At 63.4% G+C, this 25,966-nt stretch carries 25 protein-coding genes; 8 read left to right on the top strand and 17 right to left on the bottom strand.

Translation table 11 applies throughout. The features are described 5' to 3' along the window. Positions 1-208: 208 nt before the first annotated feature. Positions 209-1,810: a phytoene desaturase family protein gene (locus tag RX328_RS36145; RefSeq protein ID WP_213248921.1), complete on the bottom strand. Its 1,602-nt coding sequence runs from the start codon at positions 1,808-1,810 to the stop codon at positions 209-211. Positions 1,811-2,050: 240 nt separating this feature from the next. On the opposite strand from RX328_RS36145, the gene RX328_RS36140 reads away from it, so the two are divergent. The 3 genes from RX328_RS36140 to RX328_RS36130 all read left to right on the top strand — a co-directional run bounded on the left by RX328_RS36140 (position 2,051) and on the right by RX328_RS36130 (position 5,263). Further along, the gene (locus RX328_RS36140; RefSeq protein WP_213248919.1) at positions 2,051-4,312 is read left to right on the top strand and encodes a fused MFS/spermidine synthase; all 2,262 of its coding nucleotides are present in this window, start codon (positions 2,051-2,053) and stop codon (positions 4,310-4,312) included. A gap of 63 nt (positions 4,313-4,375) precedes the next feature. After that, a complete protein-coding gene (locus RX328_RS36135; protein WP_213248917.1) occupies positions 4,376-4,795 on the top strand; it encodes a YeeE/YedE family protein in 420 nt (139 codons plus the stop codon). 9 nt (positions 4,796-4,804) lie between these two features. After that, the gene (locus RX328_RS36130) at positions 4,805-5,263 is read left to right on the top strand and encodes a DUF6691 family protein (RefSeq protein ID WP_213248915.1); all 459 of its coding nucleotides are present in this window, start codon (positions 4,805-4,807) and stop codon (positions 5,261-5,263) included. A gap of 43 nt (positions 5,264-5,306) precedes the next feature. Here RX328_RS36130 and RX328_RS36125 read toward each other — a convergent pair whose 3' ends face one another. The 4 genes from RX328_RS36125 to RX328_RS36110 all read right to left on the bottom strand — a co-directional run bounded on the left by RX328_RS36125 (position 5,307) and on the right by RX328_RS36110 (position 10,794). Beyond that, positions 5,307-6,086 (bottom strand): L,D-transpeptidase, encoded by a 780-nt coding sequence (locus tag RX328_RS36125; RefSeq protein WP_213248914.1) that lies wholly within the window; start codon positions 6,084-6,086, stop codon positions 5,307-5,309. A gap of 295 nt (positions 6,087-6,381) precedes the next feature. After that, complete coding sequence (locus RX328_RS36120; RefSeq protein ID WP_213248911.1) at positions 6,382-7,143, bottom strand: ABC transporter permease; 762 nt, start codon at positions 7,141-7,143, stop codon at positions 6,382-6,384. Next, positions 7,140-8,072, bottom strand: a complete 933-nt coding sequence (locus RX328_RS36115; RefSeq protein ID WP_213248909.1) for an ABC transporter ATP-binding protein — start codon at positions 8,070-8,072, stop codon at positions 7,140-7,142. The genes RX328_RS36120 and RX328_RS36115 overlap by 4 nt, the downstream gene beginning before the upstream one ends. Positions 8,073-8,202: 130 nt before the next feature. Beyond that, positions 8,203-10,794 (bottom strand): ATP-dependent helicase, encoded by a 2,592-nt coding sequence (locus RX328_RS36110; protein ID WP_213248907.1) that lies wholly within the window; start codon positions 10,792-10,794, stop codon positions 8,203-8,205. Between the two features lie 289 nt (positions 10,795-11,083). Between RX328_RS36110 and RX328_RS36105 the strand changes: the two genes are divergently transcribed. Continuing rightward, positions 11,084-11,257 carry a DUF1328 domain-containing protein gene (locus RX328_RS36105; RefSeq protein ID WP_028350352.1) on the top strand — a complete coding sequence of 58 codons (174 nt, stop codon included), beginning with the start codon at positions 11,084-11,086 and terminating at the stop codon, positions 11,255-11,257. 39 nt (positions 11,258-11,296) lie between these two features. On the opposite strand, the gene RX328_RS36100 is transcribed toward RX328_RS36105, so the two are convergent. Next, the gene (locus RX328_RS36100) at positions 11,297-12,121 is read right to left on the bottom strand and encodes an alpha/beta fold hydrolase (protein ID WP_213248905.1); all 825 of its coding nucleotides are present in this window, start codon (positions 12,119-12,121) and stop codon (positions 11,297-11,299) included. A 71-nt stretch (positions 12,122-12,192) separates the two neighbouring features. Then, positions 12,193-13,035 carry a class I SAM-dependent methyltransferase gene (locus tag RX328_RS36095; protein ID WP_213248904.1) on the bottom strand — a complete coding sequence of 281 codons (843 nt, stop codon included), beginning with the start codon at positions 13,033-13,035 and terminating at the stop codon, positions 12,193-12,195. A gap of 161 nt (positions 13,036-13,196) precedes the next feature. Here RX328_RS36095 and RX328_RS36090 point away from each other — a divergent pair, with 161 nt between their 5' ends. Continuing rightward, the gene (locus RX328_RS36090) at positions 13,197-14,732 is read left to right on the top strand and encodes a helix-turn-helix domain-containing protein (RefSeq protein WP_213248902.1); all 1,536 of its coding nucleotides are present in this window, start codon (positions 13,197-13,199) and stop codon (positions 14,730-14,732) included. Positions 14,733-14,740: 8 nt separating this feature from the next. Here the strand turns inward: RX328_RS36090 and RX328_RS36085 are convergent, their stop codons facing one another. Then, on the bottom strand, positions 14,741-15,265 hold the full coding sequence (locus tag RX328_RS36085) for a thioesterase family protein (RefSeq protein WP_409410750.1): 525 nt from the start codon (positions 15,263-15,265) through the stop codon (positions 14,741-14,743). 87 nt (positions 15,266-15,352) lie between these two features. Between RX328_RS36085 and RX328_RS36080 the strand changes: the two genes are divergently transcribed. Next, positions 15,353-16,765 carry an FAD-linked oxidase C-terminal domain-containing protein gene (locus RX328_RS36080; RefSeq protein WP_249726192.1) on the top strand — a complete coding sequence of 471 codons (1,413 nt, stop codon included), beginning with the start codon at positions 15,353-15,355 and terminating at the stop codon, positions 16,763-16,765. A gap of 46 nt (positions 16,766-16,811) precedes the next feature. On the opposite strand, the gene RX328_RS36075 is transcribed toward RX328_RS36080, so the two are convergent. After that, a complete protein-coding gene (locus RX328_RS36075; RefSeq protein WP_249726184.1) occupies positions 16,812-17,672 on the bottom strand; it encodes a LysR substrate-binding domain-containing protein in 861 nt (286 codons plus the stop codon). 167 nt (positions 17,673-17,839) lie between these two features. Between RX328_RS36075 and RX328_RS36070 the strand changes: the two genes are divergently transcribed. Continuing rightward, complete coding sequence (locus RX328_RS36070; protein ID WP_213248896.1) at positions 17,840-19,240, top strand: MFS transporter; 1,401 nt, start codon at positions 17,840-17,842, stop codon at positions 19,238-19,240. 253 nt (positions 19,241-19,493) lie between these two features. Here RX328_RS36070 and RX328_RS36065 read toward each other — a convergent pair whose 3' ends face one another. From RX328_RS36065 to RX328_RS36040, 6 genes are all read right to left on the bottom strand, one after another. Next, positions 19,494-20,474: a hypothetical protein gene (locus RX328_RS36065; protein WP_249726183.1), complete on the bottom strand. Its 981-nt coding sequence runs from the start codon at positions 20,472-20,474 to the stop codon at positions 19,494-19,496. Further along, entirely contained in the window at positions 20,471-21,259 is a 789-nt protein-coding gene (locus tag RX328_RS36060; RefSeq protein ID WP_213248894.1) for a creatininase family protein, read from the bottom strand. The genes RX328_RS36065 and RX328_RS36060 overlap by 4 nt, the downstream gene beginning before the upstream one ends. Positions 21,260-21,276: 17 nt before the next feature. Beyond that, positions 21,277-22,062, bottom strand: a complete 786-nt coding sequence (locus RX328_RS36055) for a DNA-binding domain-containing protein (RefSeq protein WP_213248892.1) — start codon at positions 22,060-22,062, stop codon at positions 21,277-21,279. Then, complete coding sequence (locus RX328_RS36050; RefSeq protein ID WP_213248890.1) at positions 22,059-22,964, bottom strand: DUF692 domain-containing protein; 906 nt, start codon at positions 22,962-22,964, stop codon at positions 22,059-22,061. Before RX328_RS36050 ends, RX328_RS36055 begins: the two co-directional genes overlap by 4 nt. Positions 22,965-23,076: 112 nt before the next feature. Then, entirely contained in the window at positions 23,077-23,334 is a 258-nt protein-coding gene (locus RX328_RS36045; RefSeq protein WP_057846977.1) for a hypothetical protein, read from the bottom strand. A 193-nt stretch (positions 23,335-23,527) separates the two neighbouring features. Next, on the bottom strand, positions 23,528-23,791 hold the full coding sequence (locus RX328_RS36040) for a hypothetical protein (RefSeq protein WP_213248888.1): 264 nt from the start codon (positions 23,789-23,791) through the stop codon (positions 23,528-23,530). Positions 23,792-23,839: 48 nt separating this feature from the next. Here RX328_RS36040 and RX328_RS36035 point away from each other — a divergent pair, with 48 nt between their 5' ends. After that, positions 23,840-24,037: a hypothetical protein gene (locus RX328_RS36035; RefSeq protein WP_213248887.1), complete on the top strand. Its 198-nt coding sequence runs from the start codon at positions 23,840-23,842 to the stop codon at positions 24,035-24,037. Between the two features lie 135 nt (positions 24,038-24,172). On the opposite strand, the gene RX328_RS36030 is transcribed toward RX328_RS36035, so the two are convergent. Further along, entirely contained in the window at positions 24,173-24,526 is a 354-nt protein-coding gene (locus RX328_RS36030) for a hypothetical protein (RefSeq protein ID WP_213248885.1), read from the bottom strand. Then, positions 24,493-25,953 carry a DUF255 domain-containing protein gene (locus RX328_RS36025; protein ID WP_213248883.1) on the bottom strand — a complete coding sequence of 487 codons (1,461 nt, stop codon included), beginning with the start codon at positions 25,951-25,953 and terminating at the stop codon, positions 24,493-24,495. Before RX328_RS36025 ends, RX328_RS36030 begins: the two co-directional genes overlap by 34 nt. Positions 25,954-25,966 lie beyond the last annotated feature (13 nt).

The raw sequence follows: 25,966 nt of genomic DNA, 5'->3' as shown, positions 1-25,966 counted from the left end.
AAGCGCCCGGTCCCTTCTTTTTTTGCCGAATTTGGCGCACGCAATTTCCACCGCCTATCCACAGCCGAGCGGGAAAGTTGCCAACCCGTTATCGACGGAAGCATACCGAGGTCTTCCACAGCCGTTGCCGCGGGTTATCAACAAGCAATCCACAGGCTTCTCCCGTGGTCGCCCACCGGGTTTACCCACATTGTCCACTGCGTTCTGCCTATCCGAACAGGGCGCGGTGATCGCCCAGGATCACCCTCGCGGCGTTGTGGCCGGGCGCGCCGGTGACGCCGCCGCCGGGATGCGCGCCCGAGCCGCAATGGTAGAGGCCCTTCAGCGGCCCGCGATAATCGGCATGGCCCAGCATCGGCCGCGCCGAGAACAATTGGTTTAGCGTCAGTGCGCCGTGAAAGATGTCGCCGCCGAGCAGGCCGAACTGCCGCTCGAGATCGAGCGGCGACAACACCTGACGGCCAATCACGCTGGCGGCAAAGCCCGGCGCAAACTTGTCGACCGTCGCGATCATGAGGTCGGCGACCTCCTCGCGGTGATCGTCCCATGACCTTCCATCCGGCAATTCCGGCGCGACGTGCTGGCAGAACAGGCTCGCGACGTGTCGGCCCTCCGGTGCGAGGGAATCGTCGAGCGTCGAGGGAATCAGCATTTCGACCACCGGCTCACGGCTCCAGCCATAGCTGCGCGCGTCCTGCCAGGCGCGATCCATGTAACCGAGGCTCGGCGCAAGGATGATGCCGGCGGTGAGATGATCTCCGGCGCCGGCCAATGCGGTGAAGGAAGGTAGCGCGTTCAGCGCGACATTCATCCGGAAAGTGCCGGAGGCGTTGCGCCAGCGTCCGATGCGTTCGCGGAATTCCGGCGTAAGCGCGCCCGACGGCACGAGCCGCGTATACAGCAATTTCGGATTGACGCCGGAGACGACATATTTCGCGCGGATGGTCTCGCCATTGTCGAGGATGACGCCTGCGGCGCGCCCGCCCTCGACGATCACCTCGCGCACGCCGGCGTCCGTTTCGATCTCGGCGCCATGCCCGCGCGCCGCGCGCGCCATGGCTTGCGTGATCGCGCCCATGCCGCCGATCGCGTGACCCCATATGCCCTTCTTGCCGTTCACCTCGCCGAATGCGTGGTGCAGCATCACATAGGCGGAGCCGGCGGCGTAGGGGCTGGCGTAATTGCCGACGATGGCGTCGAAGCCGAACAACGCCTTCACCAGGTCGCTCTCGAAACGCTCGTCCAGCATCTCGCCGGCCGAGCGCGTGAACAGGTCGAGCAGACTGCGCTGCTGCTCGAGCGAAAGCTTGCGCAGGATGCCGGCCGTGCCGACTGCGTTGAAGGCCTCGCGGATCGCGCCAATCCCAAAACCCTCGACGAGGTTCGGCGGCGCGCGCAGCACGAATTGTCGGAGCACGTCTGCGATGGCTTCGAGTTCGCGCGAGAAGGCGTCGATAGTGACGGCATCACGCTCGCTGAGCTTTGCCACCGATTGCCGGGTGCGGCCCTCGCCGGTCAGGAGATAGCTGCCGTCGGGGGCGGGCAGAAAATTCTGTGCGCGGCGCTCGACGACGCGCAGGCCGTGTTCGGCGAGCTTCAGGTCGGCGATGATCTGCGGATTGAGCAGGCTGACGGTATACGCGGCCACCGAATTGCGGAAACCAGGATGGAATTCCTCGGTCACCGCGGCGCCACCGACCGCCTTGCGGCGCTCGACCACTTTCACGCGCAAGCCGGCCATCGCGAGATAGGCCGCGCAAGTGAGGCCGTTATGCCCCGCACCGATGATGACGATTTCGGTTTCGTTCATGTCCGCTTCAAGAAGGTTTGATTATGTGGGCTCGTCATTCCGGATTGTAAGGACAAGACCCGGAATCTCGAGGTTCCCAGAGGCGCCAGGGCGCCCCATAGTTCGATGCTTCGCATCACCCCGGAACGACATCTTATCCCGCATTGCCCGTCATGTTGCCATATGCTCCTATCTGCGCTTCCGGCACAACCTGCCGGAATGCTCGCCGCCGGCTCCCGCCGGGTTCAAGCCGGAGCTTTCATGATTTCTGAGCCGTCTGCCTCGCGAAACCGGCTGGTGCTGGTCGTCTATACCGCTGCGATCTTCGTCAGTGCGTTATTACTGTTTTCAGTGCAACCCCTGTTCACCAAGATGGTGCTGCCGCGGCTCGGCGGCTCGCCGGCGGTTTGGTCGGTGGCGATGGTGTTCTTCCAATCGCTGCTGCTCGGCGGCTATGCCTATGCGCATTTTCTGATGCAGGCGCGCAGTCGCACGATGCCCGTGGCGATTCATCTCGTGCTGCTCGCAGTTGCGATGCTGACGCTGCCGCTGTCGATCGCAAGCGGGTGGGGCGATCCGCCGAATTCAGGCTATGCGCTCTGGCTGCTCGGCCTGTTTGCGGTGTCGATCGGGCTGCCGTTCTTCGCGCTCGCGGCCAACAACCCGCTGCTGCAGGCCTGGTTCGTCCGCACCGGCCACCCCAACGGTCCCGATCCGTACTTCCTCTATGCTTCCTCGAATGTCGGCAGTTTCCTGGCGCTGTTGTCCTATCCGGTGCTGCTGGAGCCGATGTTCACGCTGCGCATGCAGAACCTGATCTGGACCGGCGGCTATGGCCTCTTGATCGTGCTGATCGCGACCTGCGGCGTGTTGTCGCTGCGCTCGCCAGCCAGTGCGGCTGAATTGAATATGCCTGCCGACGATACCGACGCGCTCGCGCCGTCGTGGATGCTGCGCGCGCGCTGGATATTCCTCGCGGCCGTGCCGTCGGGGCTGCTGATTGCAGTCACTGCCCATATTTCCACCGACGTCGCCGCGGCGCCCTTGCTGTGGGTGCTGCCGTTGTCGCTCTATCTCTTGACCTGGGTGCTCGTATTCCAGTCGCGCCCGCTGCTGCCGCACAAATGGATGTTGCTGGCGCAGCCGCTGGCGATCGCCGGCGTCGTGGTGCTGCTGGCGTTCGGCGGCGAACAGAATCTGCTGCTGACGCTCGGCGGGCACCAGTTCTGCTTCTTCGTGATTGCGATGGCTTGCCACGGCGAACTGGCGCGCACGCGCCCGGCGGCGAAATATCTCACCGGCTTCTATGTTGCGCTGTCGTTCGGCGGCATGGTCGGCGGCCTCTTTGCCGGCCTGATCGCGCCGTTCACCTTCTCATGGGTTGCGGAGTACCCGATCCTGCTGGCGCTCGCGGCGCTATGCCGGCCGACCGGCGGCGAACGCCTGCCGCGCTGGAGCGCGTGGTACTGGCCGTTCCTTGCGGTGCTGGCGGTGGCGTTGATAGCGCCGGCCTGGTCCACCGGAAAAGTGTTCAACTGGTTCGAAGATCACCGCGTCTGGGTGATCGGCGCAGTCGGGGTGCTGGCGGCGCTGCTGGCGCTGGCGCTCAACGCCAGCCGCTGGAAGATCTTTGCGACCATTGTGGTGGCGTTGGTATTGCTGCGCGCCTATCCTTCCGACGACGGCCGGGTGGAGACCGTGCGAAGTTTCTTCGGCGTCCACAAGATCGTGGTGACGCCGAACGGGCAGTATCACGTGCTGATGCACGGCACCACGATTCACGGCGCCGAGAAATTCAAGAACGACGACGGCACGCCCGTCACCGGCCAGCCGGAGCCGATCACCTACTATCACAAGGACGGCGGCATTGGTCAGGCGATTACGGCGATCCGAGAACGCAAGGGCGCGCCACTGCGCGTGGCCGTCATCGGGCTCGGCTCCGGCACGCTGGCCTGCGCCTCGGAGCCCGGCGAGGAATGGAAATTCTTCGAGATCGACCAGACCATGGTCGATACCGCGCGCGACCCGAAATATTTTACCTATGTCCAGGTCTGCGAACCGAACATGCAGCCGGTGATCGGTGATGCGCGGCTCACCTTCGCGCGCGAGCCCGACGGCGTCTATGACCTGATTATCGTCGACGCCTATTCGTCGGATGCGATCCCGGTTCACCTGGCGACCGAAGAGGCGATGGAAATCTACAAGTCCAAACTGGCGCCGCAGGGCGCCGTGGTGATGCACGTCTCCAACCGCCATCTCGAATTGGCGAGCGTGGTCGTCGGCATCGCCGACGCCAACGACCTGAAGAGCTGGGTCTACAGCGAGGATTCCAGCCGCGACAATGAATACATCTTCTCGACCACGGTCGTGGTTTCGGCGCGCGAAGAGACCGACGTCGGCAAGCTGGCGTCGTCGGAGCAATGGGCACTGACGGAAGCCGAAGACGACCAGCGGGTCTGGACCGACGATTACTCCAACGTGCTGGGCGCGGTATGGCGGCGGCTCAGAAAGGGCGAGGAATAGGCGGGTTGCGATCGGGCAAGGCGCGCCTATGATTGAGCGTGCTCCAATGAACGGAAATCCGCGATGGCCAACTTCACTCCTGTATCGGCGGCGATCGGCGGCGTGCTGATCGGGCTCTCTGCCGTGCTGTTGATGCTCTCGACCGGCCGGATCGCCGGCATCAGCGGCGTCTTCAGCGGCCTGTTGAATTTGCGCAGCGAGGACAAGGGCTGGCGCATCGCTTTCATCGCCGGGCTCATTCTGGCGCCTATCCTCGCTGGCCTGATCGGTTACGGAATGGCGCAACCCAAGTTGCCGTCGAGCTGGGCTGTCATTGTCGTGGCGGGCCTGCTGGTCGGCTTCGGCACCCGGCTTGGCGGCGGCTGCACCTCCGGTCACGGCATTTGCGGCATAGGACGGCTATCGCCGCGCTCGATCGCCGCCACGATCGTCTTCATGGTGACGGCGGTTATCACCGTCGCGATCACCCGTCACGTACTGTGAGATCAGGCCATGTGGATCATTGCTCCCCTGATTTGCGGCCTGATCTTCGGCGCGGGCCTCCTGATATCGGGCATGGTGCAACCGACCAAAGTCCTTGGCTTCCTCGATATCTTCGGCGCGTGGGATCCGAGTCTCGCGGTGGTGATGGCTGCGGCGCTGGCTGTTTCGATACCCGGCTTCAGACTGGCTGACCGCGGTGCACGGCCTTGGTTTGCCGCGGAATATTTTCGGCCGGGCAAATCGGGAATCGATCTGCCGCTGGTCGCAGGCGCCGGAACGTTTGGAATCGGCTGGGGCCTTGTCGGGTTATGCCCGGGGCCGGCGCTGGAAAACCTGGCGACGCTGTCGCCCGGGGTCATCGTCTTTGTCGCCGCGATGGCGGCAGGGATGATTGCTCACGACGCTTGGCAACAGTCGCGGCTGACCGCGCAACGCGACCGGCAGCTTGCGAGCGCGACGGACGGTTGAGATGTGTTCGCAGATGATGCTGCGATCACAATGAATTCGCGGGCTAATCCTGATAGCTGAACAGGCGGCGCTGCTGATAATAAGGCCGCGGCTGATAGTAGCCTTGGGGCGCCGGCGCATAGCCGCGGTTGTCGTAATATTGCTGTTGCTGCTGATAGGCTTGGGTGTCGTAGACGCGGCGGCCGGGCGCGGGATAACGCGCTTCGTTGGAAGATCCGTCGGCCGGATAGATATAGCCGTCGTCGGCCCGCGCCACGGGCGCCGCACGCTGCTGCGGCGGCGTGATCACGACGGGATCGCCGGCGGCGTCGTATTGCTGCTCATATTGCGGCAGCGGCGCGCGGCGCGCGACGGCCGTGTTGGAGCGCTGCCGCGGATTGCGCGCCAGCGCGACCTGGGAGGAGCCGGTCAACGTCACCGTCGTGTTGAGCACGCCTTCCTGCTTCACCAGATCCCACAGCTTCGCGGCATTCTCGCGCGACAGCCGTACGCAGCCATGCGAGGCCGGGCTGCCGAGACGGCTCACGGAATCGGTGCCGTGGATGGCATGGCCGATCTTGGTGAAAAAGATCGAATGTGGCATCGGCGCGTCGTCGAATTCTTGGGAATAATGGTCCTCTTCCATCCGGAAGGCGCGGAAGCTGCCGTTCGGCGTCTCGTAGGAGGGAAGACCCGACGACACCGGCCAGCGGTAACGTTCGACGCCGTCGACGGCGACGGTCATCTGCTGGTTGTCCTTATCGACGGTTATGGCGACCTTGGCTTGGGCGGTGCCCGAGGCGAGCAGCGTCAGCGCGGTGACGGCAATGAGGAAGGAACGCATTTTACCTTTGGCCTCCAGGCCCCTGTATGAAGCGCCGGCTCTCCGTCCCCGGCATCCAATATGCCCGGAAACCGGCACTGGTTCCAGCGGCCTGCGTCCGTAATCGTTAACGCGTCCCACGGCGCAAACAAGGCGGCAGGACGGCGCAGAGCGGCTGCGGCGCTGACTTTTTCGCGAGTGGGGAGCCCCTGCGCCCCGTAGCCCGGATGGTAGCCCAGCGAAATCCGGGAGCGCTGCAAATGATTGAAGAGGTATCCCGGATTGCGCTTCGCTCCATCCGGGCTACAGATTCCTGTCAATTCTTCAGCCGGTACCCGGTCCTGAATATCCACCACACCAGCACCATGCAGATGGCGAGGAAGCCGAGCGTCATGCCGAGGCTCAATCCCACGCTGACGTCGGCGATCTCGTAAAAGCTCCAGCGGAAGCCCGAGATCAGGTATACGACCGGATTGAGCAGCGTGATGGTGCGCCAGCCCGACGGCAGCATGTTGACCGAGTAGAAGCTGCCGCCGAGGAAGGTCAGCGGCGTCACGATCAGCATCGGGATCATTTGCAGCTTCTCGAACCCGTCGGCCCAGATGCCGATGATGAAGCCGAACAGGCTGAAGGTCACCGCCGTCAGTACCAGGAAGGTCAGCATCCACCAGGGGTGATGGATGTGCAGCGGCACGAACAGCGCGGCGGTCGCCATGATGATCAGGCCGAGGATGATGGATTTGGTCGCGGCCGCGCCGACATAGCCGATCACGATTTCGATATAGGAAACCGGCGCCGACAATATCTCGTAGATGGTGCCGACGAATTTCGGAAAATAAATTCCGAACGAGGCGTTGGCGATGCTCTGGGTCAGCACCGACAGCATGACGAGGCCCGGCACGATGAAAGTGCCGTAGCTGACGCCCTCGACCTCGGTGATGCGCGAGCCGATCGCGGCGCCGAACACCACGAAATAAAGCGAAGTGGAAACCACCGGCGAGACGATGCTCTGCAGCAGCGTGCGCCAGGTGCGGGCCATTTCGAACAGATAGATGGCGCGGATCGCTCGGTAATTCATGGCGCCCTCACCAGGCTGACGAAGATGTCTTCCAACGAAGACTGAGTGGTATCGAGGTCCGAGATGTGGATGCCGGCATTGCGGAGGTCGCTCAGCAGGCTGGTGATCCCGGTGCGCTCGCCCTTGGTATCGTAATCATAGGTCAGCAGCCGGCCGTCGCTGGACAATTGGAGCTTGTAAGGTGCAAGGGCGGGCGGAATGGCGTCGACCTTCTGCTGCAGGTGCAGCGTCAATTGCTTCTTGCCGAGCTTCTGCATCAGCCCGGCCTTGTCCTCGACCAGGATGATCTCGCCCTTGTTGATGACGCCGATGCGGTCGGCCATCTCCTCGGCTTCCTGGATGTAATGCGTGGTCAGGATGATGGTGACGCCGGAGGCCTGCAGGCCGCGCACCACGTCCCACATGCCCTTGCGCAGTTCGACGTCGACGCCTGCGGTAGGTTCGTCGAGGAACAGAATCTGCGGCTCGTGCGAGAGCGCTTTTGCGATCATCACGCGGCGCTTCATACCGCCGGATAGCGTGATGATCTTGGAATCCTTCTTGTCCCACAGCGACAGGTCCTTCAGCACCTTTTCGATGTGTGCCGGGTTCTTCGGCTTGCCGAACAGGCCGCGGCTGAAGCTGACGGTCGCCCATACAGTTTCGAAGGAGTCGGTGTGCAGTTCCTGCGGCACCAAGCCGATCAGCGAACGCGCGGCGCGATAATCCTTGTTGATGTCATGGCCGCCGACCGTGACGTAGCCCTCGCTTAAGTTGGCGATGCCGCAGATGATGCTGATCAGCGTGGTCTTGCCCGCGCCGTTCGGCCCGAGCAGGGCGAATATCTCGCCACGCTTGATGTCCAGATTGACGTTATTCAGCGCCTTGAAGCTGGAGCCGTAGGTCTTTGAGAGATTGGAAACGGATATGATGGGAGGTTGCGCGAGCATGACGATCTGAAACAGAATATGGCCAGCGACAAGCGGCGCTTCGGCCAAGTCGAGGCGGGAGAGGGTGAGAACCGGGAGATAGGAACGCGGCGGAGGTTCCGCAATGCATCGGACGGGCGAAAAGTGTCCGCTACACCCGCTCCACGAAACTATCGACCACCTTCTTCTCGCCGGCCTTTTCGAATGCGATCGTCAGCTTGTTGCCGTCGATCTTCACCACGTTACCGTAGCCGAATTTCTGGTGAAACACGCGATCGTCGAGCGAGAATTCCGAAACGGTGCCGGTGGATTTCGCGACCAACTCGCCCTCGATCACCATCGGGCCGCGCTTGTTGCGCGAGAAGCCGCTGGACGAAAATGACGACTGGCTTTCCTCAAGCCCGCCGCGGGCCTGACCGCTTCGGCCGCCTTGGCTGCGGTTGCGGTTGGCCTGCGCGCGCTGCCAGCCCGGCGTGGTGTAGCTGGAGCCGAAGGATTCGACGTTATCAAAGCGCGACGGGCCGTAGCCGCCGGCGCCGCCCCAGCCGGAGCCGCCTTTGGACTCGGTGATTTCGACATTGGCCGACGGCAGTTCGTCGAGGAAGCGCGACGGGATCGTGGTCGACCAGGTGCCGTGAATGCGGCGATTGGTGGCGAAATAGAGTTTGGCGCGGCGGCGGGCGCGGGTCAGGCCGACATGGGCGAGGCGGCGTTCTTCCTCCAGGCCGGCGCGACCCTGTTCGTCGAGCGTGCGCTGGCTCGGAAATAGGCCTTCCTCCCAGCCGGGCAGGAACACGTTGTCGAATTCGAGCCCCTTTGCCGAATGCAGCGTCATCAGCGACACGGCTTCGTCACTGGCGTCGCCATCGCGGTCCATCACCAGCGAGATATGTTCGAGGAATCCTTGCAGGTTCTCGAACTCCTCCATCGAGCGCACGAGTTCTTTCAAGTTGTCGAGCCGGCCGGCCGCATCGGCCGAGCGATCCTTCTGCCACATCTCGGTATAGCCGCTCTCGTCCAGGACGATTTCGGCAAGTTCGGTATGTGCAGTCACCTCGCGCTGGGCGCGCCAGCGGTCGAATTGTAGGATGAGGTCGCGCAACGCGCCGCGCGCCTTCGGCTTCAATTCGTCGGTTTCGACGACGGCGCGCGCGGCTTCGAACAACGGCATGCGCCGCTTGCGGGCATGGTCGTGCAGCAACTGCACGGTGGCGTCGCCAAGCCCGCGCTTCGGGACATTCACAATGCGCTCGAAGGCGAGATCGTCGGCGGGTGAATTGATCACTCGCAGATACGCCAGCGCGTCGCGGATTTCGGCGCGCTCGTAGAACCGGGGACCGCCGATCACGCGATAGGGCAGACCGAGGGTAACAAAGCGATCTTCGAACTCGCGCATCTGGAACGAGGCCCGCACCAGGATCGCGACCTCATTGAGGTTCTCGCCGGCGCGCTGCAGCTCCTCGATCTCCTCGCCGATGGCGCGGGCTTCCTCTTCCGAATCCCAGGAGCCGGTGACGGTGACCTTCTCGCCGTCGACGTCCTCGGTGCGCAGTGTCTTGCCGAGCCGGCCTTCATTATGCGCGATCAGATGCGAGGCGGCGGCGAGGATGTGGCCGGTGGAACGGTAATTGCGCTCGAGGCGGATGACTTTTGCGCCGGGAAAATCGTGCTCGAAGCGCAGGATGTTGTCGACCTCCGCGCCGCGCCAGCCATAGATCGACTGGTCGTCGTCGCCGACGCAGCAGATGTTTTTGGGGGGAGAGGAGGGGGCGATCTTCTCCCTAGGGTCGGGGTGAGGGGCTGTCTCCGCGAGTTCAGTGCGCGGAGAGTCCCCCTCACCCGGCGCGCTCTGCGCGCCGACCTCTCCCCGCAAGCGGGGCGAGGTTAGAGCCCCCGGAATGATCGACGACAGCGGCACGCCCGGCCGCGACGGCGCCTGCGACAGCAGCCGCAGCCACAGATACTGCGCGACGTTAGTGTCCTGATATTCGTCCACCAGAATGAACTTGAAGCGGTTCTGGTATTGCCTGAGCACATCAGGGTTTTCGCGAAACAGCCGGATGTTCTCGAGAAGCAGATCGCCGAAATCGGCAGCGTTGAGGATCTTCAGCCGCTCCTGATAGCTGGCGTAGAGCTTGCCGCCCTTGCTGTTACCGAACATCGCGGCTTCGCCCGACGGCACCTGCGAAGGCGCCAGGCCGCGGTTCTTCCAGCCGTCGATCAGCCCGGCCAGCATGCGCGCGGGCCAGCGCTTGTCGTCGATGTTCTCGGCCTGCAGAAGCTGCTTGAGCAGGCGGACCTGATCGTCGACGTCGAGCACGGTGAAATTGGATTTGAGCTGCACCAGTTCGGCATGGATGCGCAGGATGCGCCCGCCGATGGAGTGGAAGGTGCCAAGCCACGGCATGCCTTCGACCGCCTGGCCGAGCATCTGGCCGAGCCGCAGCTTCATCTCGCGTGCGGCCTTGTTGGTGAAGGTCACCGAGAGGATCTCATGCGGTCGCGCGCGGCCCTGGCTCAGGATATGCGCAATGCGCGTGGTCAGCACGCGCGTCTTGCCGGTGCCGGCGCCCGCCAGCACCAGAACCGGCCCGTCCAGCGTCTCGACCGCCTCGCGTTGTTCCGGATTGAGCCCGTTCAGATATTGCGGACCGGCCGCGGCCCGCGCACGCGCGGCGATCCCGCCAGCCGCTGGCTGGTGTTCGGGGACGCCATGATGGGGCAGTTTATTCGGCTCGGTCATTTCTCGAATCGTCTCGGCCCCACGATGGCACCGCGAGGCGATAAAGGGGAGCCTTCATAGCAGGGATTAAGGGCCATATAGGGCCTGTTCGGCCGTTTTGACAGGTTTATCCCGGCGCAATTGACAGCCCTGATTTTGCTCCTTTGCGGCGATTTTGTTCCGCCGAAATCGGCAAATTTCGCGATTCCGCCGGCCGGAACCAACATTACCGACCCGGATTGGTCCCGCAGGCGATGTGCGGCGCCTCAGTCGCCGTCATCGAAGGAGCAACAGCAATAGAGGTCGTGACATGCTGAGTTGGGTCGTTACATTTCTGATCATCGCGCTGATTGCGGGTGTTCTTGGCTTCGGCGGTATCGCCGGCGCTTCCGTCGAAATCGCCAAGGCGATCTTCTTTATCGCCGTAATCCTGTTCCTGATCTCGGCCGTGGTCGGATTGGTGCGTGGACGAAGCAACGTCTAGCGGGCGGTCGCAAAGCCAAAGTTTGCTGCCGCGCGCAAGCTAGCGCGCGGCAGCCGCTGCAAGGCTGGACTGCCCGATGTGATGGGCCACCAGGTCCGCAAATGGCTGCGGATGGGTCGCGATCATGAAATGAGCCGCTCCGGCCATGGTCGCGCACACGGCATCCGGGATGTAGTGGCCCAGCATATTGTTCGCCCGAGTTACGGCCGGGTGACTGTCTTTTCCCCAAAGCACAAGCGTGGGCACCGCAACGGTCGCCAGCAACGTTGGCGTAAGGCGGAAGCCATAAGCTGATTCCCAGTCCAGCAAATTCGCCGGCGTCGTTTCGATCGCGTAGTCGCGCACGCGCTGCGGCCATGCAGCGAACGTGCCCGCACCGCCATAGAAATCGATCATCCGCGCGATCGCGTTGGTTTTGCCGCGCTTGAAGGCATCGGAATAAGTGGCGGACATCGTTCGGAAAGCTTCATAGTGGCGCATCTCTCCGGCTTCCCGCAGGATTTCCATCGCAGGCGCTTCGGCAATGGTCACGCTGAGCAGGGGAACGCGCCGCCGCAGAGCGACCGCAAGCGCGGCTAATCCGCCAAAGGAATGACCAACGAGATGCACTGGGCCGCCTGCGCGGCGGATCACCGCCTCGATGATTTCACTCTCATGCGCGATGTCTGCGTTGCCTGAAGTGCGACGCTCGGCCGTGCCGCCATAGCCCAACAGGCTTGTTGTCACGCAACGGAACCGGTTCGGCCAATGAGCCATGACCGGCCGCCAGGCGGCGCCGCTGCTGCACGATCCCGGCACCAACACCACCGTCGGGCCCGTTCCAGTTTCGTGGTAGTCGATGGATCCGCGGCTTTCACAGATCATCCGAACGACAGGCTCCCTATGAACGTACGCCGGCGGCGGCCTGCTTAGGCCGCCGCCGCACAACTGATGGGTCAGCGCTTGACGATGACGATTTCCAGATATTCGCTCGGCAGCACCATCGTGCCGTCCTCGGCGCGGTTCATCGACGCGATCAGCGTCTGGATATCGTCGGCGAGGCGGCGCTGGTTGGTTTCGTCAAGCGCGGCAAAGGCTTTCAGCGTCGGGCCGTAGTAATTCCTGAACACGTCGAGGAAGTGCATCGGCGAGCGGTAGCGGAACGTGAAGTGACGCTTCTCAGCTTTAATGGAAGCCGCAGACGTTCCGAACATCTCCGTGATGCGCGCCTGCGTGCCCCACTGCGCCGGCGATTTCGCGCCCGCGGGCGGTGGCAGGTATTTGCCGAGCGTCTTGAACAACTGCCCGATAAAACCGTCCGGTGCCCAGTTGGCGAGACCGATCTTGCCGCCGCTCTTGCAGACTCGCAGCAGTTCGGAAGCTGCGCGGTCTTGGTCCGGCGTGAACATGACGCCGAAGGTTGAGACGACGACGTCGAAAGTCGCATCGCCGAAGTCCAAGGCTTCCGCATCCGCCTCCTTGAACTGGACCGACAGGCCTTCAGCGGCAGCGCGGGCGCGGCCGCGCTCGAGCAGGCTCGGCACGTAATCGGTGGAAGTCACCTCGCACCAGCGGCGCGCCGCAGCGAGGGTGGCATTGCCGTTCCCGGCGGCGACGTCGAGCACCTTCTGACCGGCCCGGAGGTCGAGTGCCTCGCACAGCTCTTCGCCGACGATCTGGAGCGTGGTGCCGACGACGGCGTAGTCGCCCGACGACCAGGCGCCGTGTTGTTTGGTTTTCAGGGCGGAAAGATCGATCTGGCCGGTTTGCAGGGTCTGGGCAGCGGCGGTGGTTGCCATGTCATTTCTCCGTTTGAGCCGGTGAATTTGCCGACTTCAGCGTGCTGCCGGCTTAGTCCCCGGGCCCGCCGGATGCCTATCCAGTTCGCGACACGGCTATCCGGATCGTGAACCTTTCCGCCGGCCGCTAGACTCATAGCTAGGGGCATTCGGAGTTGCGCATGATTGCCGGCCAGGACGTTTCGTCGGCGACATCGCCGTTGCCGCGCGGCGTCAGGCGCGCGATGGACGCGATGCGTGCCAATGTCGGCCACAATTGGCGGCTGACAGAGCTTGCCGCCACCGCCGGCGTATCCAGCAGAACCCTGCAGCGGCAGTTCGTCAGCTTTGTCGGCAAGACCCCGCGTGCCGTGCTCCGCGAGATCGGGCTCGAATGCGCCCGCCGCGAACTGTTGCAGGGTGCCGCTGATGTCAAGATCATGGACGTGGCGCTGCGCTGCGGCTTTCCCCATTTCGGGCGGTTCTCGATCGCCTACCGCCGCCGCTATGGTGAGACGCCGTCCCAGACGCTGAAGCGGCAGGAGGTGCTCTCAGGCGCGCTCGGTGCGACGCCTCCGCTGTTCTTGCCGGCGCGGGACCGGCCGGCGGTTGCGTTGGGCCCGATCGAGGCGGCGACTGAAAATCTTTCTGTCGCGGCTGACATCGCCGACGATCTCGTCACCGCATTGACCCGGGCAGGGATCGCGGTCGCGACGCGATCAGGGTCGGCGCGCTATCTTCTAACCGGGGCAATTCGGGGATCGGGTGCGGAGGCACGCCTGACCTTCCGGCTGACCGACACCGAAACCGGCGGCCAGCTCTGGGCGCATCGCGCTGAAGGTATCCTGCGCGACGAAACCGCGATCGGAGAACATCTTGCGGTGAGGATTGCTGCGGCGCTGCAGCCATGTCTGCGCATGGCGGAGATCGATCGCGCGCTGCGAAAGCCGGCGATCTGCCTCAGCGCGCACGATTTTGCGCTGCGCGCGATGCCCGGTGTGCTTTCTCTCGATGCCGATGGCAATGCCCGCGCGCTGGAACTGCTCGAGCGTGCGATGGATCAGGATCCGAACCATCCGCTCGCCATCGCGCTGGCGGCCTGGGCCCATGTCCAGCGCGTGGTTTATCACTTCACGCATGCGCCACTGGAAGAGCGCGCCCGAAGCCTCGAACTGGCGCACAAAGCGAGAGCGCTATGCGGCGGCGCCCCCGTGCTCGCCGTACTCGGCAACGCGCTAACGCTGCTCAAGGAGTTCGATACTGCGGATCTCGTCATTCGCAAGGCACTCGCCATCGACGGCGGCTCGGCCTGGGCGTGGAGCCGCTCAGGATGGCTCGACGTCTACAAGGGCGATCCGCAATCGGCAATCGAACGATTCAAGATCGCGCTCGACCTCGCGCCCCACGATCCGCTGGCGTTCAACAGCATGGTCGGAATCGGCTGCGCGCATTTCAATGCCGGTCACTATGCCGAGGCAGCGAATTGGCAGGAGCGCGCGCTAATCGAACATCCCTCGGCAAGCTGGGTGCACCGAACCATGTGCCCAGCCTATGTGCTCGCCGGACAAGGGCCGCAGGCCCGACGCAGCCTCAGCGCATTGCGGCAGCATTATCCTGATCTCACGGTGTCAGAAGTGCAGGGCGGCATGCCGCCGCTGCCGCCAAGTCAGTGCGATCTGGTGGTTGGCGCGCTGCAAGAGGCGGGGCTGCCGGCCTGAACGCGGCGCTATTTCGAAGGCATGGCGACCTTGCGACCGATACCCACGGGGCGGGGGACTGCGGCGTGTGCGTCGACCACCGCCTGGATGCGGGCGCGGATGTCCGGCGGGAACGGGGCCACTTTCCGCTCCTTCATATCCATATGAAGGGTTATGTTTTCCGAGGTGGCCGAAAGCCAGCCTTCGGTCGCGTGCCGCAGTTCCTCGAACGTATGCAGGCGTTTTTCGTCCGCGGCTAACAGATATACGGAAATCTGGACGGGATCGCCGAGGTGGATCTCGCGCAAATAACGAACATGGGCTTCGGCGGTGAAGGTGGAGCCGTGGCGCTCCTTCATGTAGGTGGGCCCGATCCCGAGCTGCAGCCACAACTGATCGATCGCGCGATCCATCATCACGTTGTAGTAGGCCATGTTGAGGTGGCCGTTGTAGTCGATCCATTGCGGTTCGATCTGCATGACAGAGGAACGGAACGGGACTGAAGGCAGCGGCATATCCGTCAAATCATCCTTGTCGGCAGCACCGGTCGTCATCATCCATCTCTTTGTTTTTTCGGTCTCTTGACCCCCCATATATCCTTTGCCACGGTCCTCTGAAAGCCGGGAGGAATTAGCGTGACGATGACGATATCGAACGATGTGAAGCGGCCGGAGCCGCAGGCGCTGGCAAGCGCGGTCGAGGCGCTGGCGGCGCGGTTCGGCAACCGGCTGATCACCTCGCAGGCGGTGCGCGAGCAGCACGCCCATACCACCACTTGGCTGCCGACCCAGCCGCCGGACGCGGTGGTGATGGCGCAGGAAACCGCCGACATCCAGGACGTGGTGAGGATCTGCGCTAAGCACCGCGTGCCCGTGATCGCCTTTGGAACTGGCACCTCGCTGGAAGGCCAGGTCAACGCGCCGGCCGGCGGCGTCTGCATTGATCTGCGCGACATGAACCGGATTCTCGAAGTTCATGCCGAGGATCTGGATTGCGTGATCCAGCCCGGCGTCACCCGCAAGGCGCTGAACGAGCATCTGCGCGACCAGGGATTGTTTTTTCCGATCGATCCCGGCGCCGACGCCTCGCTCGGCGGCATGACCGCGACGCGCGCCTCCGGCACCAATGCGGTGCGTTACGGCACCATGCGTGAAAATGTGCTGGCGCTGAAAGTGGTGCGCGGCGACGGCGAGATCATCACGACCGGGACGCGGGCAAAAAAATCCGCGGCCGGCTACGATCTCACGCATCTGTTCGTCGGCGCCGAGGGCACCCTCGGCATCATCTCCGAGCTCACCATCAAGCTGCGCGGTATCCCCGAGACGATCGCGGCCGCGGCCTGCTCGTTCGAGACCGTGCGCGGCGCCTGCCAGGCTACGATCCTGGCCATCCAGACCGGCATCCCCCTGGCGCGGATCGAATTGCTCAACGCCGAACAGGTGCGCGCCTGCAACGCCTATTCCAAGCTGACCCTGCCGGAGACGCCGTTGCTGCTGCTGGAATTCCACGGCAGCGAAGTCGAGGTGGCCGAGCAATCGCGAAATTTCAGCGAGATTGCCAAGGAATGCGGCGGCGGCGATTTCACCTGGACCACCAAGCCGGAGGACCGCACAAAACTCTGGCAGGCGCGGCATGACGCTTATTGGTCGGTCAAGGCGCTGCGGCCCGGCGCGGGCGTGGTGGCGACCGACGTCTGCGTGCCGATCTCAAGGCTGGCCGATTGCGTCACCGAGACCGAGGAGGACCTGAAACGGCTCAACCTGCTGTCGCCAATCGTCGGCCATGTCGGCGACGGCAACTTCCACTGCTCGCTGGTTTGCGACGTCGACAACACCGAGGAAATGGCGCGCGGCGAGGAGTTCATGCATCGCCTGGTCGAACGCGCGCAGTCGATGGGCGGCACCTGCACCGGCGAGCACGGCATCGGGCAGGGCAAGCAGAAATACCTCAAGGCCGAGCTCGGCCCCGAGGCGATCGACGCCATGCGCGCGCTGAAGCAGGCGCTCGATCCACAGAACATCTTCAATCCCGGCAAGATCGTGCCGGCAAACTAGGGTGTGGCCTTATTAACGCGGAGCGGACGTCAGCGGCGACGCACCTTCATCGAAAGGATGTTCTTTCCGCTTCCTTGACAACCCAGTCGACAAACAGTGCGACACGCCTGTCATTCGCCAGGGCGGCAGGCCAGCGGACGATGTGCGCCTTGCTGGACGTCATATCCCAGTTTGACGACACAACGCGGCAAAGCCGCTTTTCCGCGAGTGCATCATGAACAAGCAAAGACCTGGCTAGAACGACGCCGCTGCCCTGCAAGGCGGCAGCGATTGCCGTACCGAGATTATCGAAGCGAAGCCCGGCCTGAACGGGAGCCGTGACGCCCAGCCGTTCGAACCACACCGGCCACGACCATTCCGCGCCGTCGTTCCGGCCAGCGAGGCCCTTGTGCAGTACTGGTAAAGTGCCGAGCACGTGCGGCTCCCGCAATTGCCGCCCACGCGGCAGCAGAGACGGGATCGCAACCGGGAAAACCATCTCGTCGAACAGCAGGCGCTGGGTCGACGTGGCGCGCGCGCCAACTTTGGGAAGCCATCGGATCTGCACGTCGAGATCGAGAGCGCGCGCTTGAACATCGCTTTCGATGATGCAGAGTTCGATCGCAATATCGGGATATGCGGACGCAAACGCCGTCAGACGCCGCACCAGCCAGTAGTTCGCAAGGGCGGAGCCGAGTCCGATCTTGAGTGTCACCGGCCGCACTGACGCACGCGAGCGGGCGCGTAGCTCTGCCATCTCGTCAAGCATCCGCCCGAGTCCCTCGGCCAAGGTAACGCCAGCAGCGGTGGGCAACAGACCGCCCCCTGTACGATCAAGCAACCGCGCGCCCACAAAGCCCTCAAGTTTCTTCAGTCGATGGCTGATCGCGCTCTGTGTGAGCCCCAGCTCACCGGCCGCGAGCGTCATGCTGCGATGGCGCAGCGCCGCGTCGAATGCAATCAGGCCATCAAAAGGGGGAAGAGCGCGCATGCCAGCAACTATGAACGATATTCATGGCGATGTGAACAATTGGCGTTGGCAAAAAGCGGCAATCCAAGACACGAGTAGCCGTCACGCAGGTCAGAACTCGCACGATGACACAGCCAACAAGTACGTCCGACAGCGGCTCCGGTCGGCCTGCACAATCGATGATGCCGGCCCTGCTCTTGGGTATGGCGGCTTTCCTCACCAACTTTGACGTGACGGCGGTGGTCATCGCGTTGCCGACGGTCGCGCGTGAACTCGGGTTCGACGTTGCTGGATATGCCTGGGTCATGGATGCCTACAGTTTGGCCTTCACGGCCTGCTTGTTGTTTGCGGGGGCATTGGCGGATCGGTATGGGCGACGGCGCGCGATGCTCGTTGGCAACGGCATCTTTGCGCTCGCGTCTTTGGCGTGCGGGATGGCATGGGACGGACCGACGCTATTGGTCGCTCGGGCACTGCAGGGGATCGGGGCTGCATTCATCGTGACTGGGGGCTTCGCGCTGATCGCCAGTGTCTATGTGCAAGCAAGGGCGCGTACAGGCGCGTTCGCCTTACTTGGGGTCATGTCCGGCGTCGCCATGGCATTTGGTCCGACAATGGGCGGACTTGTCTCATCGTGGATCGGCTGGCGCTGGATTTTCCTCATCAACTTGCCAACCTGCGCTTTGGTCGCGTGGGGCGTACCGCGGCTGGTCGCGGAAGCGCGCGAGGCGGTGCCCCGGCCGCTCGACCTCCTGGGCGTCGTATTGTTTACCGCCGCGCTTACTGCGCTTGTCGAGGCACTGTTGCATGGCCGCACGTCGACGTCACATATGGTGGCGGGTCTCGCGTTAAGTGCAGTGTTTCTGGCTGCATTCGGCATACAGCAGAGAAGCCGCGACGTCCCGATCCTCGATCCCGGCATATTCGTTCAGCGGGCCATGATCGGAATTGCGATCCTCCTGTGCGCCGTGTCGATCGGCTACTGGGCGATCCTCGTCTACTTGCCACTCTTCTTTGCTGCTGCTTTCGACTGGTCCTCGGAAGTGGCCGGCATCGCGCTGCTGACGGCCACGCTGCCGATGCTGTTCCTGCCGCCATTGGGCGGCCGGCTTGCCGATCGTCTGGGATGGCGGCTTCACTTCGCCTTGGCACTCGCGATTTTGGCAGCCGGCGATGCCACCGTTGCGATCGCGCTGATCTCGGATGGTTCAGCGCCGCCGCTAATTCCCACGTTCTGCGGGATTGCCGCGATTGGGGTCGGCGTCGCTTTGGCTCACCCGCAACTGTCCGGCGCGGCCGTGTCGCTTGTGCCACCGGATCTTGCTGGCCTGGCATCTGCCGTGACAGTCGTCATGCGCCAGGCCGGCTTCGCGGTCGGCATCGCAGTTCTCGGCGCGGTGCTTCATAATCAGGAATCGGCGATCAGCTACGTCTGGCTGTTCTCGGCAGCGGCAATGGCATCAGCGGCGGGACTGGTCGCGGCGCTCGTCTTGCTGCCCGCACCGGCGGCCGCGTCAAAAAAGTAGGAGCGCCCGGAATGTCAGAATCTGTGCCCATCGCGTCATTTCGCGGCTGCGCAGCAACCGCGTCGCTTTAGGATCTCGCGCGCGTGGGCGCCAGCTATCGGTTCAAGGGCGACGGCCACCAGCGGGGCCGCTCATCCTTTCGAGGCTCGCGTCGCTCGCCCCTTGGGAATAAGCGCAAGTGCGCTTATTCCTGAGATGACGGTGATGGTGTAAGCACGTTGCTTTGACCTAAAGTCTTGGCGCTTCAGTTGTCCTATCGCGGTGCGGTGATCGCCTTGCGGATCGCTGCAAGCGGCGCGGTGTCGTCGAATTCGAGATCTTCGCCAGCCCGCTTCAATCCGAGGTCGCGCCACAGCGACGCGAGATCGGGCGTCACCGGCTTTTGCCCCATCTCGTTGTGAAGCCGGGTCAATACGTCGACGCCGACGGCCTTGTCGGCGGTTGCAAGAATGCGCTCGATCGGCCAGTCCTGCTCGTGGTTGCCGCCGGCGGCGAGCACGCCGCGCATCGCGTCCTGCAAGCCAACGCGATTATTTGTCGCTTTGCGGATTTCGATATCAGCTAACAGGCAAAACATGGCGCCGCCCCAATATTTCTGTCCCCAGGTGCCGGTGTTGTCGAGGCCCTGGTCGCCGGCCTGCGGCAGCCCCTTCGGCATGTCGCGCATCATCGCCTGCCAGATTTCCCGCGCAGTCAGGTCTCCAGCCTGCACGCGCGCGACCGGCTCGACGTAGACCGCCAATCCTTCCGAGAGCCACGCGTAGCGGTCGGGCATGTCGGGCAGGGCGGTATGCACCATCTCGTGCACCATCACCCAGTCGCGGCGCAGCACATCTTCGCTTGAATCGCGGCCGAGCGGAATGCGAATGGCGGCGCCGCGGTAGCCCCACGTTGTGCCGCCGCGGATGCGAGCGCCATCGACAGGCACCAGTAGCAGCCGCAGCGAGTTGACTGGAAACCGCCCGTAATAGGCGGTCACTGCCCGGGCCGACATCCTGATCCAGTCGAGCAGTTTTTCCTTCGGGAGTACGAAGTCGCCTGGTGCGAACGCGAGATGGATGGTGCCGCCGGATACTTCGAGGTCAGTCCTGGGCAGCCGGTCGAAAGCGTCGTAGGGCATCCGGTCGCGCATATATTCCGATTGCGCATCGGCGCGGAACGAAATGGCGCTTGCCAGCATCGCGGTGATGACGGCGGCGGCAACGGACCAGCGAAAGGCGCTGGCGACCGTCATCTCAGCACGGTTTGGACCGCAGCCGGCCGCTCCTCGCCCGGGCCTTGCGCAATGAACGAGGCGGCCTGTTCGTGGAGATCGTCGAGCATGGCGGCGAGCAAGGCTTCGCCCTTGGCCGACGTTGCCCGTGTCGGATCGCCATAGCTGCCGGAGCGGCTGTAATTCGGCGAGTTCGGATCCGACGGCGTCAATGCACCCGGTGTCTCATGGTTCAGGGCGGGGCTGGCTTCGGCGCGCGTCATGTCGACCAGATGCGGCGCCAGTGCCAGCATCAACGACGTTTCCAGCTCATCCGCATGGCTGCCATGGCTCTGCTCGGCCAATTGCCTGGCCACCCGCGGATAGCGCGGGCCCTCGTGGATCCACAGATGTCTGATGCGCTCGCCGTCGAGGCGCGCCAGTGCGCGATCGACCGGAGCCAGGGTGCTGATCCCCGTGTTGAGCACCAGCAGCTTTGGACATCCGCCGGCGAGAATCTGCCCCGCAATCTCGCGCACCAGCGCCTCGAAGGTCGAAATCGACAGGCTGCTGCTGCCGGCATATTCGACGAAAGCCGGGTAATGACCGTAGGTCAGCGTCGGCCAGATCAGCGCGTCGATCTTTTCCGCCATCCTGGCTGAAAGCCATTCGGCCTGGATACGGTCGGTGTTGAGGGGGAGGTGGAAGCCGTGCTGCTTGGCGGCGGCGCCGATCGGCAATACGGCCACCGCGCCATCACCGATGCGCCGCGCGACTTCGTCCCAGTGCATGCGCTCGATGAAGTGGCGATCGGTGTCTATTCCCATTCGCCGAGCGCTCCTCTTCATGAGCCGACGGAAACATCCGTCAAAAATCCTGCTGTGATCCAGCCGTGCAGATAGCCGGCGCCGCGGCCTGCCGCGCTGTCGGGGTCGTCATAGGTCGCGAGCATCTCGCAGAGCACGCCGAACGGAATGCCGTTCGCGGCCTCGTCCCACATCATCGCCTCTTCCACCGAGAGCTCGCGGAACATCGGCGTGACGTCCTGGCGCCAGATCAAGAGATGCGCCGGTTGCTCCAGTGCGGTCGCGTCCGGCGGCGTTTCGTCGTTCTTGAGCGCGAGCCAGATCGCGGCCGCGTTGGTCGCGAGGTCGAGCCTGGAGGCACTGGGATGCGGCTGGAATCTGAGGCCGGACCACGCTTCGGGGGCAAAGCCCGCCATGTCGTTCAGCTCGACGACCTTGCCCTCCGCGGCATCAAAGGCGTCGTTGAGCGCCTTTTCGAGCGCGGCCAGATCGGACAGCACGGGATGATCCGAGTAAGGCTTGGCCGATTTCAAGAACTCCGGCAGGTCTTGCGAGAACCAGCGCAGGTTCGGATGCTCTGATGGCCGCGCCTTGACGTAAGCGCGCCCCATCTCGTCGAACATCTCGTCGCCGAGATAAAGATGCAGCAGCTCATGGTCGTTGCGCATCGCTTCGACCAGCCGCGAGCCGTAGGCATACCGATAGACCCCGAACAGCACCTCGCGCTTCTCGCGCGGGCTGTCGAGGATTTCAGCCAGCACCGTATCGTCGCCATCGAGGATGCCGCGCTGAAACTCGGCCTGCTGTCTGGCGAAGTCGCTCATCCCGCGCGACTGTCTGTTGGCAGGATTTTCTCGGCCATCTCGCGGGTCCTGGCAACCTCGAGCAGAAGTTCGTCGAGCGGCGGGATGTTGTCGTCGCGCTCGATCATGGTCGAGACCCGGCCGAAACGTTTCAACGCCGCGGCATAGAGCTCCCAGACGTCCTCGCATACCGGGTGGTCGTGGGTGTCGATGATATGGGTGCCCATGTGGCTGTGGCCGGCGATGTGAAACTGCACCACGCGATCCGGCGGAATTCCGTTGAGGAAGGTCAAGGGATCGTAGCCGTGGTTGAAGGCGCTGACATAGACGTTGTTCACGTCGAACAAAAGCCAGCATCCGGAGCGGCGCGACAGCTCGGACAAAAATTCCCATTCCGTCATTTCGGAATTGCTGAACTGGACATAGGTCGAGACGTTCTCGAGCACGATGGCGCGGCCGAGGAAATCCTGCACCAGTTGGACCCGGCTGACGACGTGATCGAGCGCTTCCCTGGTGTAAGGGATCGGCAGCAGATCATGCAGGTTCTTGCCGTGCACGCCGGTCCAGCACAGATGGTCCGACATCCATTTCGGCTCGATGCGCCGGGCGAGATCCTTCAGGGCTTGCAGATATTCGAAATCCGGCGGAGCGGTGGAGGCGATCGACATCGACACGCCGTGCATCACCACCGGGTAGCGTTCGCATATCCGATCGAGCGTGCGCAGCGGCTGGCCACCGGGCAGCATGTAGTTTTCGCTGATGACTTCGAACCAGTCGATCGGCGGATTGCTGCTCAGGATTTCGTCGTAGTGCTGGTGGCGCAGGCCGAGACCGAAGCCGAGGAAGGGCGGCTTGGCCGATGTCACTGGGCGGTCTGCAAGCGCGGCCGCCGACGTGTCTGGCAATCTGCTTGCGACGTTCATCTCGTCTCCGCTCGAACGGACCAGCCAAACGAGGCGGCGTGTCCCATACTGTGATATCAACCTAGCATGGATGCGAGGCCCGGCCTACACCGGGCCTCGATCGGACCGCGACTTAAGACGGCATGTACTTGCCCTTGGCGGCGTCGCACTTTTCCTTGGTCATCGCAGAGAAGCCTTGCCCCTTGCAGGCGTTCTGGCCCTTGCAGGCATTGCTGGCACCCTTGCAAGCGCTCTGGCCCTTGCAGGCATTGGCGCCGACGCACTTACCTTCGCCGGCGGCATAGGCCACGGTCGACACGGTGGCGCCGGCCAGGAACAGGGTGGCTGCAGCGGCGGCGAGGGTCGCGCCGGACTTGGAAGTCATCTTCATTCGTATCCTCCAAAGGAAGTGTGAGGGTGCATCGCCCGCAAGCCGCGACAGGTCCGGCCGACAAACTGCACCCAGCGATAGCTACGTGACGGATCTGGACTAAGTTACACGGGAAGCCAAGTATTTTTCGGCCGCCTGCTCGAAACAGTGAGGGCCCGGCAGCGCCGAGCCCTCGCGGCGTCTGATCCGCCGATCAACCCTTGACGAACTTGGCGCCCATGGCGGCGCAAGCCTTCTCGGAGGTCGCCGAGAAGCCTTGCCCCTTGCAGGCATTCTGGCCCTTGCAGGCGTTGGCCGCGCCCTTGCAGGCGCTCTGGCCCTTGCAGGCATTGCCGGCCATACACTTGCCCTGGGCGGCGTTCGCAGGCGTCGATACCGTCGACACCACCGAGCCGGCGAGCAACAGGGTGGCGGCGGCAGCGGCGAGCGTCGCGCCGGATTTGGAATTCAACTTCATGACGATCTCCTCGATGATTGTGTGAAGGCGGGACGTCGCGAGCATCCGTTGACCGTTTCGATCACGGACCCTCACAACGCAAGCGATGTGACGGATGGCAATCAGGCCGCGGGCGCTTGCAGAAAACGTCAAGCCTCCGTGACCGAATGTTCATCCAAGGCCAGTTACGGGGCATCGGGCGATTTGGTTACAGAATTTGAAAAGAAAATTTTCTTTTTTGCGATTGGACATCCCGTCCATGTCTAACCCCGGCGGTTGGAGAGTATTTCGTTATGCGCCGCAATGGCCGTGCGTAAGCGCGCGCCACTCAGAAAGCGCGTCGCGTCAACAGATTAGCCGGAGTTCGCGTTTAGCTACACCGCACAAGGAAATTCGATTCGGCTATCCCCGCACAGGTTTCAGCTTGGCCATCTGCGCTACCGTTGCCCGCAGCTCCTCGGCATTGAAGGACGGAAACGAACAGATGCGATTGCTGCAGGCGAACGCCGCGGGTTCGCCAAGGTCCGGATATTCGACGTCGGGATTGGGCAGTTTGCCCTCCAGATCCAGCCACTCTAGTCGCTTGTAACGGGCCGGCAGCGCGCGGGCCAGGGCATGCAGGTTTATCGCGCGGGCGTCGTCCTTCTGTCCGACAATCGTCATGTGGGTGGGTTCAACCGCGAGCTCTTCGTCGGCGAGCAGGACGCCGGGCAGAGGACCCATCATCCCGGCCGAGGCGCTGGCGAGATAGCGCATCGCGTGCGCGGCGCTTCGCGATAGGCCTCGGTGCCGAAGTAACGGTTAAGCAGGTTCATGAACCTTGCGACCTGCACTTGATCGTCGATCAGCTTGGCGGGCTTGGCGAGCACGCCGGTTTTGGCTTCCGCTGTCTTCGAGGTCACGAAGCCGCCGGCCTCGTCACGAAAGGTCGCGATGAAATCGCCGGTCTTCGCTGCCAAGGTGAGCCAGTCGCGGTTTCCCGTGGCGGCATAGAGATCGAGGAAGGCCTGGCCCATCGAAACTGTGTCGCCGAGGAACGGGCCGCCGCGATCCTTCTCACCGTGGCGGAAGCCGCCATCCGGCAGGGCGCGGTTGTCGATCACCCATTTCGCGGCGCGTTCGGCAATCGCCAGCACCTTGGGATCATTGGTGACGTTGTAGTAGGCCGAAAGCCCCGAGATCGCCCAGCCGTTTTCGCGCGCATACAGGTTCTTGTCGATGCGCGGCATTCCCAGTTTGCGCCGCTCGCTGTCCGATAGCGCGTAGTATTTGTGCCCGTCGATCTCGTGGTTGAGATCGGCATCCTGGCTGACATAGAACGCACCCTCGGGGCTGGTGAGGAATTCCGCGAGATAGCGTTCGATGTTGCGCGCGGCGGCAAGATATTTCGGATCTTTCCATAGCGCATAGGCCTGGCTGTATTGCCGGAGATATTGCGCCTGGAATGACATGATCTTTTCGAAATGCGGATGCGTCCAGGAGTCCGCTTCGGAATACTGGTACACGCCGCCCCAGACCGGATCGATCAGCGCGATGGCCGAATCGAGCGTCTGCCGGGCGCGCTTGATGGCCGTGGCGTCGCCGGACTCGGCGCGGCTGATCGCAAGGTCCATGCTGTCGGCGTCGATGTACTTCTGGTTCTCGCCCCAGCCGCCGAGTTTTTCCTCATAAGCTTCGTCGACAGTCTTCATCAGCGCGGCGCGCTGTTGCTTGTCGAGAAAGGCCGAGGTCGACGGCTTCACCTCAAAGGCTTCACCGACCGACGGTCCCGGCGAGGGATCATCGATGATCGCCTTGAGAAGCGCCTGCATCCGTTCCGGCTCGATATAGCCCCTGAGTTTGGCGATTTCGGTGCCGTCGGGGCCGAACACGATGGTCGCCGGCCAGCCCCAGTCGCCGTAGCGGCTCGACAGGTCGGGATTGGCATCCTGATCGACCCGCACCGGCAGATATTTTGCGGCCAACAAGTCCCTGACCTCGGGATTGGCGTAGGTCGTCTTCTCCATCACGTGGCACCAGTGGCACCACACCGCCTCGAGATCGAGGATGACGAAAGGCTGTTCGGCCTGCGCACGGGCGAACAGATCGTCGCTCCACTCACTCCATTTGGGCCCGTCCGAACTAAACGACGGCGATGCCGCAAGCGCGGCGAGAGCGAAGGCGGCAATGCGGACGAATTTCATGGTAGCTCCCGGA

Origin of the sequence: Bradyrhizobium sp. sBnM-33 (genome assembly GCF_032917945.1) — a bacterium.
Taxonomy (GTDB): domain Bacteria; phylum Pseudomonadota; class Alphaproteobacteria; order Rhizobiales; family Xanthobacteraceae; genus Bradyrhizobium.
Note: the sequence above shows the minus strand (reverse complement) of the source record. Positions and strands in the feature narration are given on the sequence as shown.

Coding starts and splice junctions, on each gene's coding strand:
- RX328_RS36055 (WP_213248892.1), bottom strand. CDS start 22,062: ATGAGCGACTTCGCCAGACAGCAGGCCGAGTTTCAGCGCGGCATCCTC.
- RX328_RS36080 (WP_249726192.1), top strand. CDS start 15,353: ATGACGATATCGAACGATGTGAAGCGGCCGGAGCCGCAGGCGCTGGCA.
- RX328_RS36090 (WP_213248902.1), top strand. CDS start 13,197: ATGATTGCCGGCCAGGACGTTTCGTCGGCGACATCGCCGTTGCCGCGC.
- RX328_RS36065 (WP_249726183.1), bottom strand. CDS start 20,474: ATGACGGTCGCCAGCGCCTTTCGCTGGTCCGTTGCCGCCGCCGTCATC.
- RX328_RS36095 (WP_213248904.1), bottom strand. CDS start 13,035: ATGGCAACCACCGCCGCTGCCCAGACCCTGCAAACCGGCCAGATCGAT.
- RX328_RS36100 (WP_213248905.1), bottom strand. CDS start 12,121: ATGATCTGTGAAAGCCGCGGATCCATCGACTACCACGAAACTGGAACG.
- RX328_RS36105 (WP_028350352.1), top strand. CDS start 11,084: ATGCTGAGTTGGGTCGTTACATTTCTGATCATCGCGCTGATTGCGGGT.
- RX328_RS36130 (WP_213248915.1), top strand. CDS start 4,805: ATGTGGATCATTGCTCCCCTGATTTGCGGCCTGATCTTCGGCGCGGGC.
- RX328_RS36135 (WP_213248917.1), top strand. CDS start 4,376: ATGGCCAACTTCACTCCTGTATCGGCGGCGATCGGCGGCGTGCTGATC.
- RX328_RS36070 (WP_213248896.1), top strand. CDS start 17,840: ATGACACAGCCAACAAGTACGTCCGACAGCGGCTCCGGTCGGCCTGCA.
- RX328_RS36085 (WP_409410750.1), bottom strand. CDS start 15,265: ATGACGACCGGTGCTGCCGACAAGGATGATTTGACGGATATGCCGCTG.
- RX328_RS36040 (WP_213248888.1), bottom strand. CDS start 23,791: ATGAAGTTGAATTCCAAATCCGGCGCGACGCTCGCCGCTGCCGCCGCC.
- RX328_RS36045 (WP_057846977.1), bottom strand. CDS start 23,334: ATGAAGATGACTTCCAAGTCCGGCGCGACCCTCGCCGCCGCTGCAGCC.
- RX328_RS36120 (WP_213248911.1), bottom strand. CDS start 7,143: ATGAATTACCGAGCGATCCGCGCCATCTATCTGTTCGAAATGGCCCGC.
- RX328_RS36145 (WP_213248921.1), bottom strand. CDS start 1,810: ATGAACGAAACCGAAATCGTCATCATCGGTGCGGGGCATAACGGCCTC.
- RX328_RS36030 (WP_213248885.1), bottom strand. CDS start 24,526: ATGCGCTATCTCGCCAGCGCCTCGGCCGGGATGATGGGTCCTCTGCCC.
- RX328_RS36125 (WP_213248914.1), bottom strand. CDS start 6,086: ATGCGTTCCTTCCTCATTGCCGTCACCGCGCTGACGCTGCTCGCCTCG.
- RX328_RS36110 (WP_213248907.1), bottom strand. CDS start 10,794: ATGACCGAGCCGAATAAACTGCCCCATCATGGCGTCCCCGAACACCAG.
- RX328_RS36075 (WP_249726184.1), bottom strand. CDS start 17,672: ATGACGCTCGCGGCCGGTGAGCTGGGGCTCACACAGAGCGCGATCAGC.
- RX328_RS36140 (WP_213248919.1), top strand. CDS start 2,051: ATGATTTCTGAGCCGTCTGCCTCGCGAAACCGGCTGGTGCTGGTCGTC.
- RX328_RS36025 (WP_213248883.1), bottom strand. CDS start 25,953: ATGAAATTCGTCCGCATTGCCGCCTTCGCTCTCGCCGCGCTTGCGGCA.
- RX328_RS36060 (WP_213248894.1), bottom strand. CDS start 21,259: ATGGGAATAGACACCGATCGCCACTTCATCGAGCGCATGCACTGGGAC.
- RX328_RS36115 (WP_213248909.1), bottom strand. CDS start 8,072: ATGCTCGCGCAACCTCCCATCATATCCGTTTCCAATCTCTCAAAGACC.
- RX328_RS36050 (WP_213248890.1), bottom strand. CDS start 22,964: ATGAACGTCGCAAGCAGATTGCCAGACACGTCGGCGGCCGCGCTTGCA.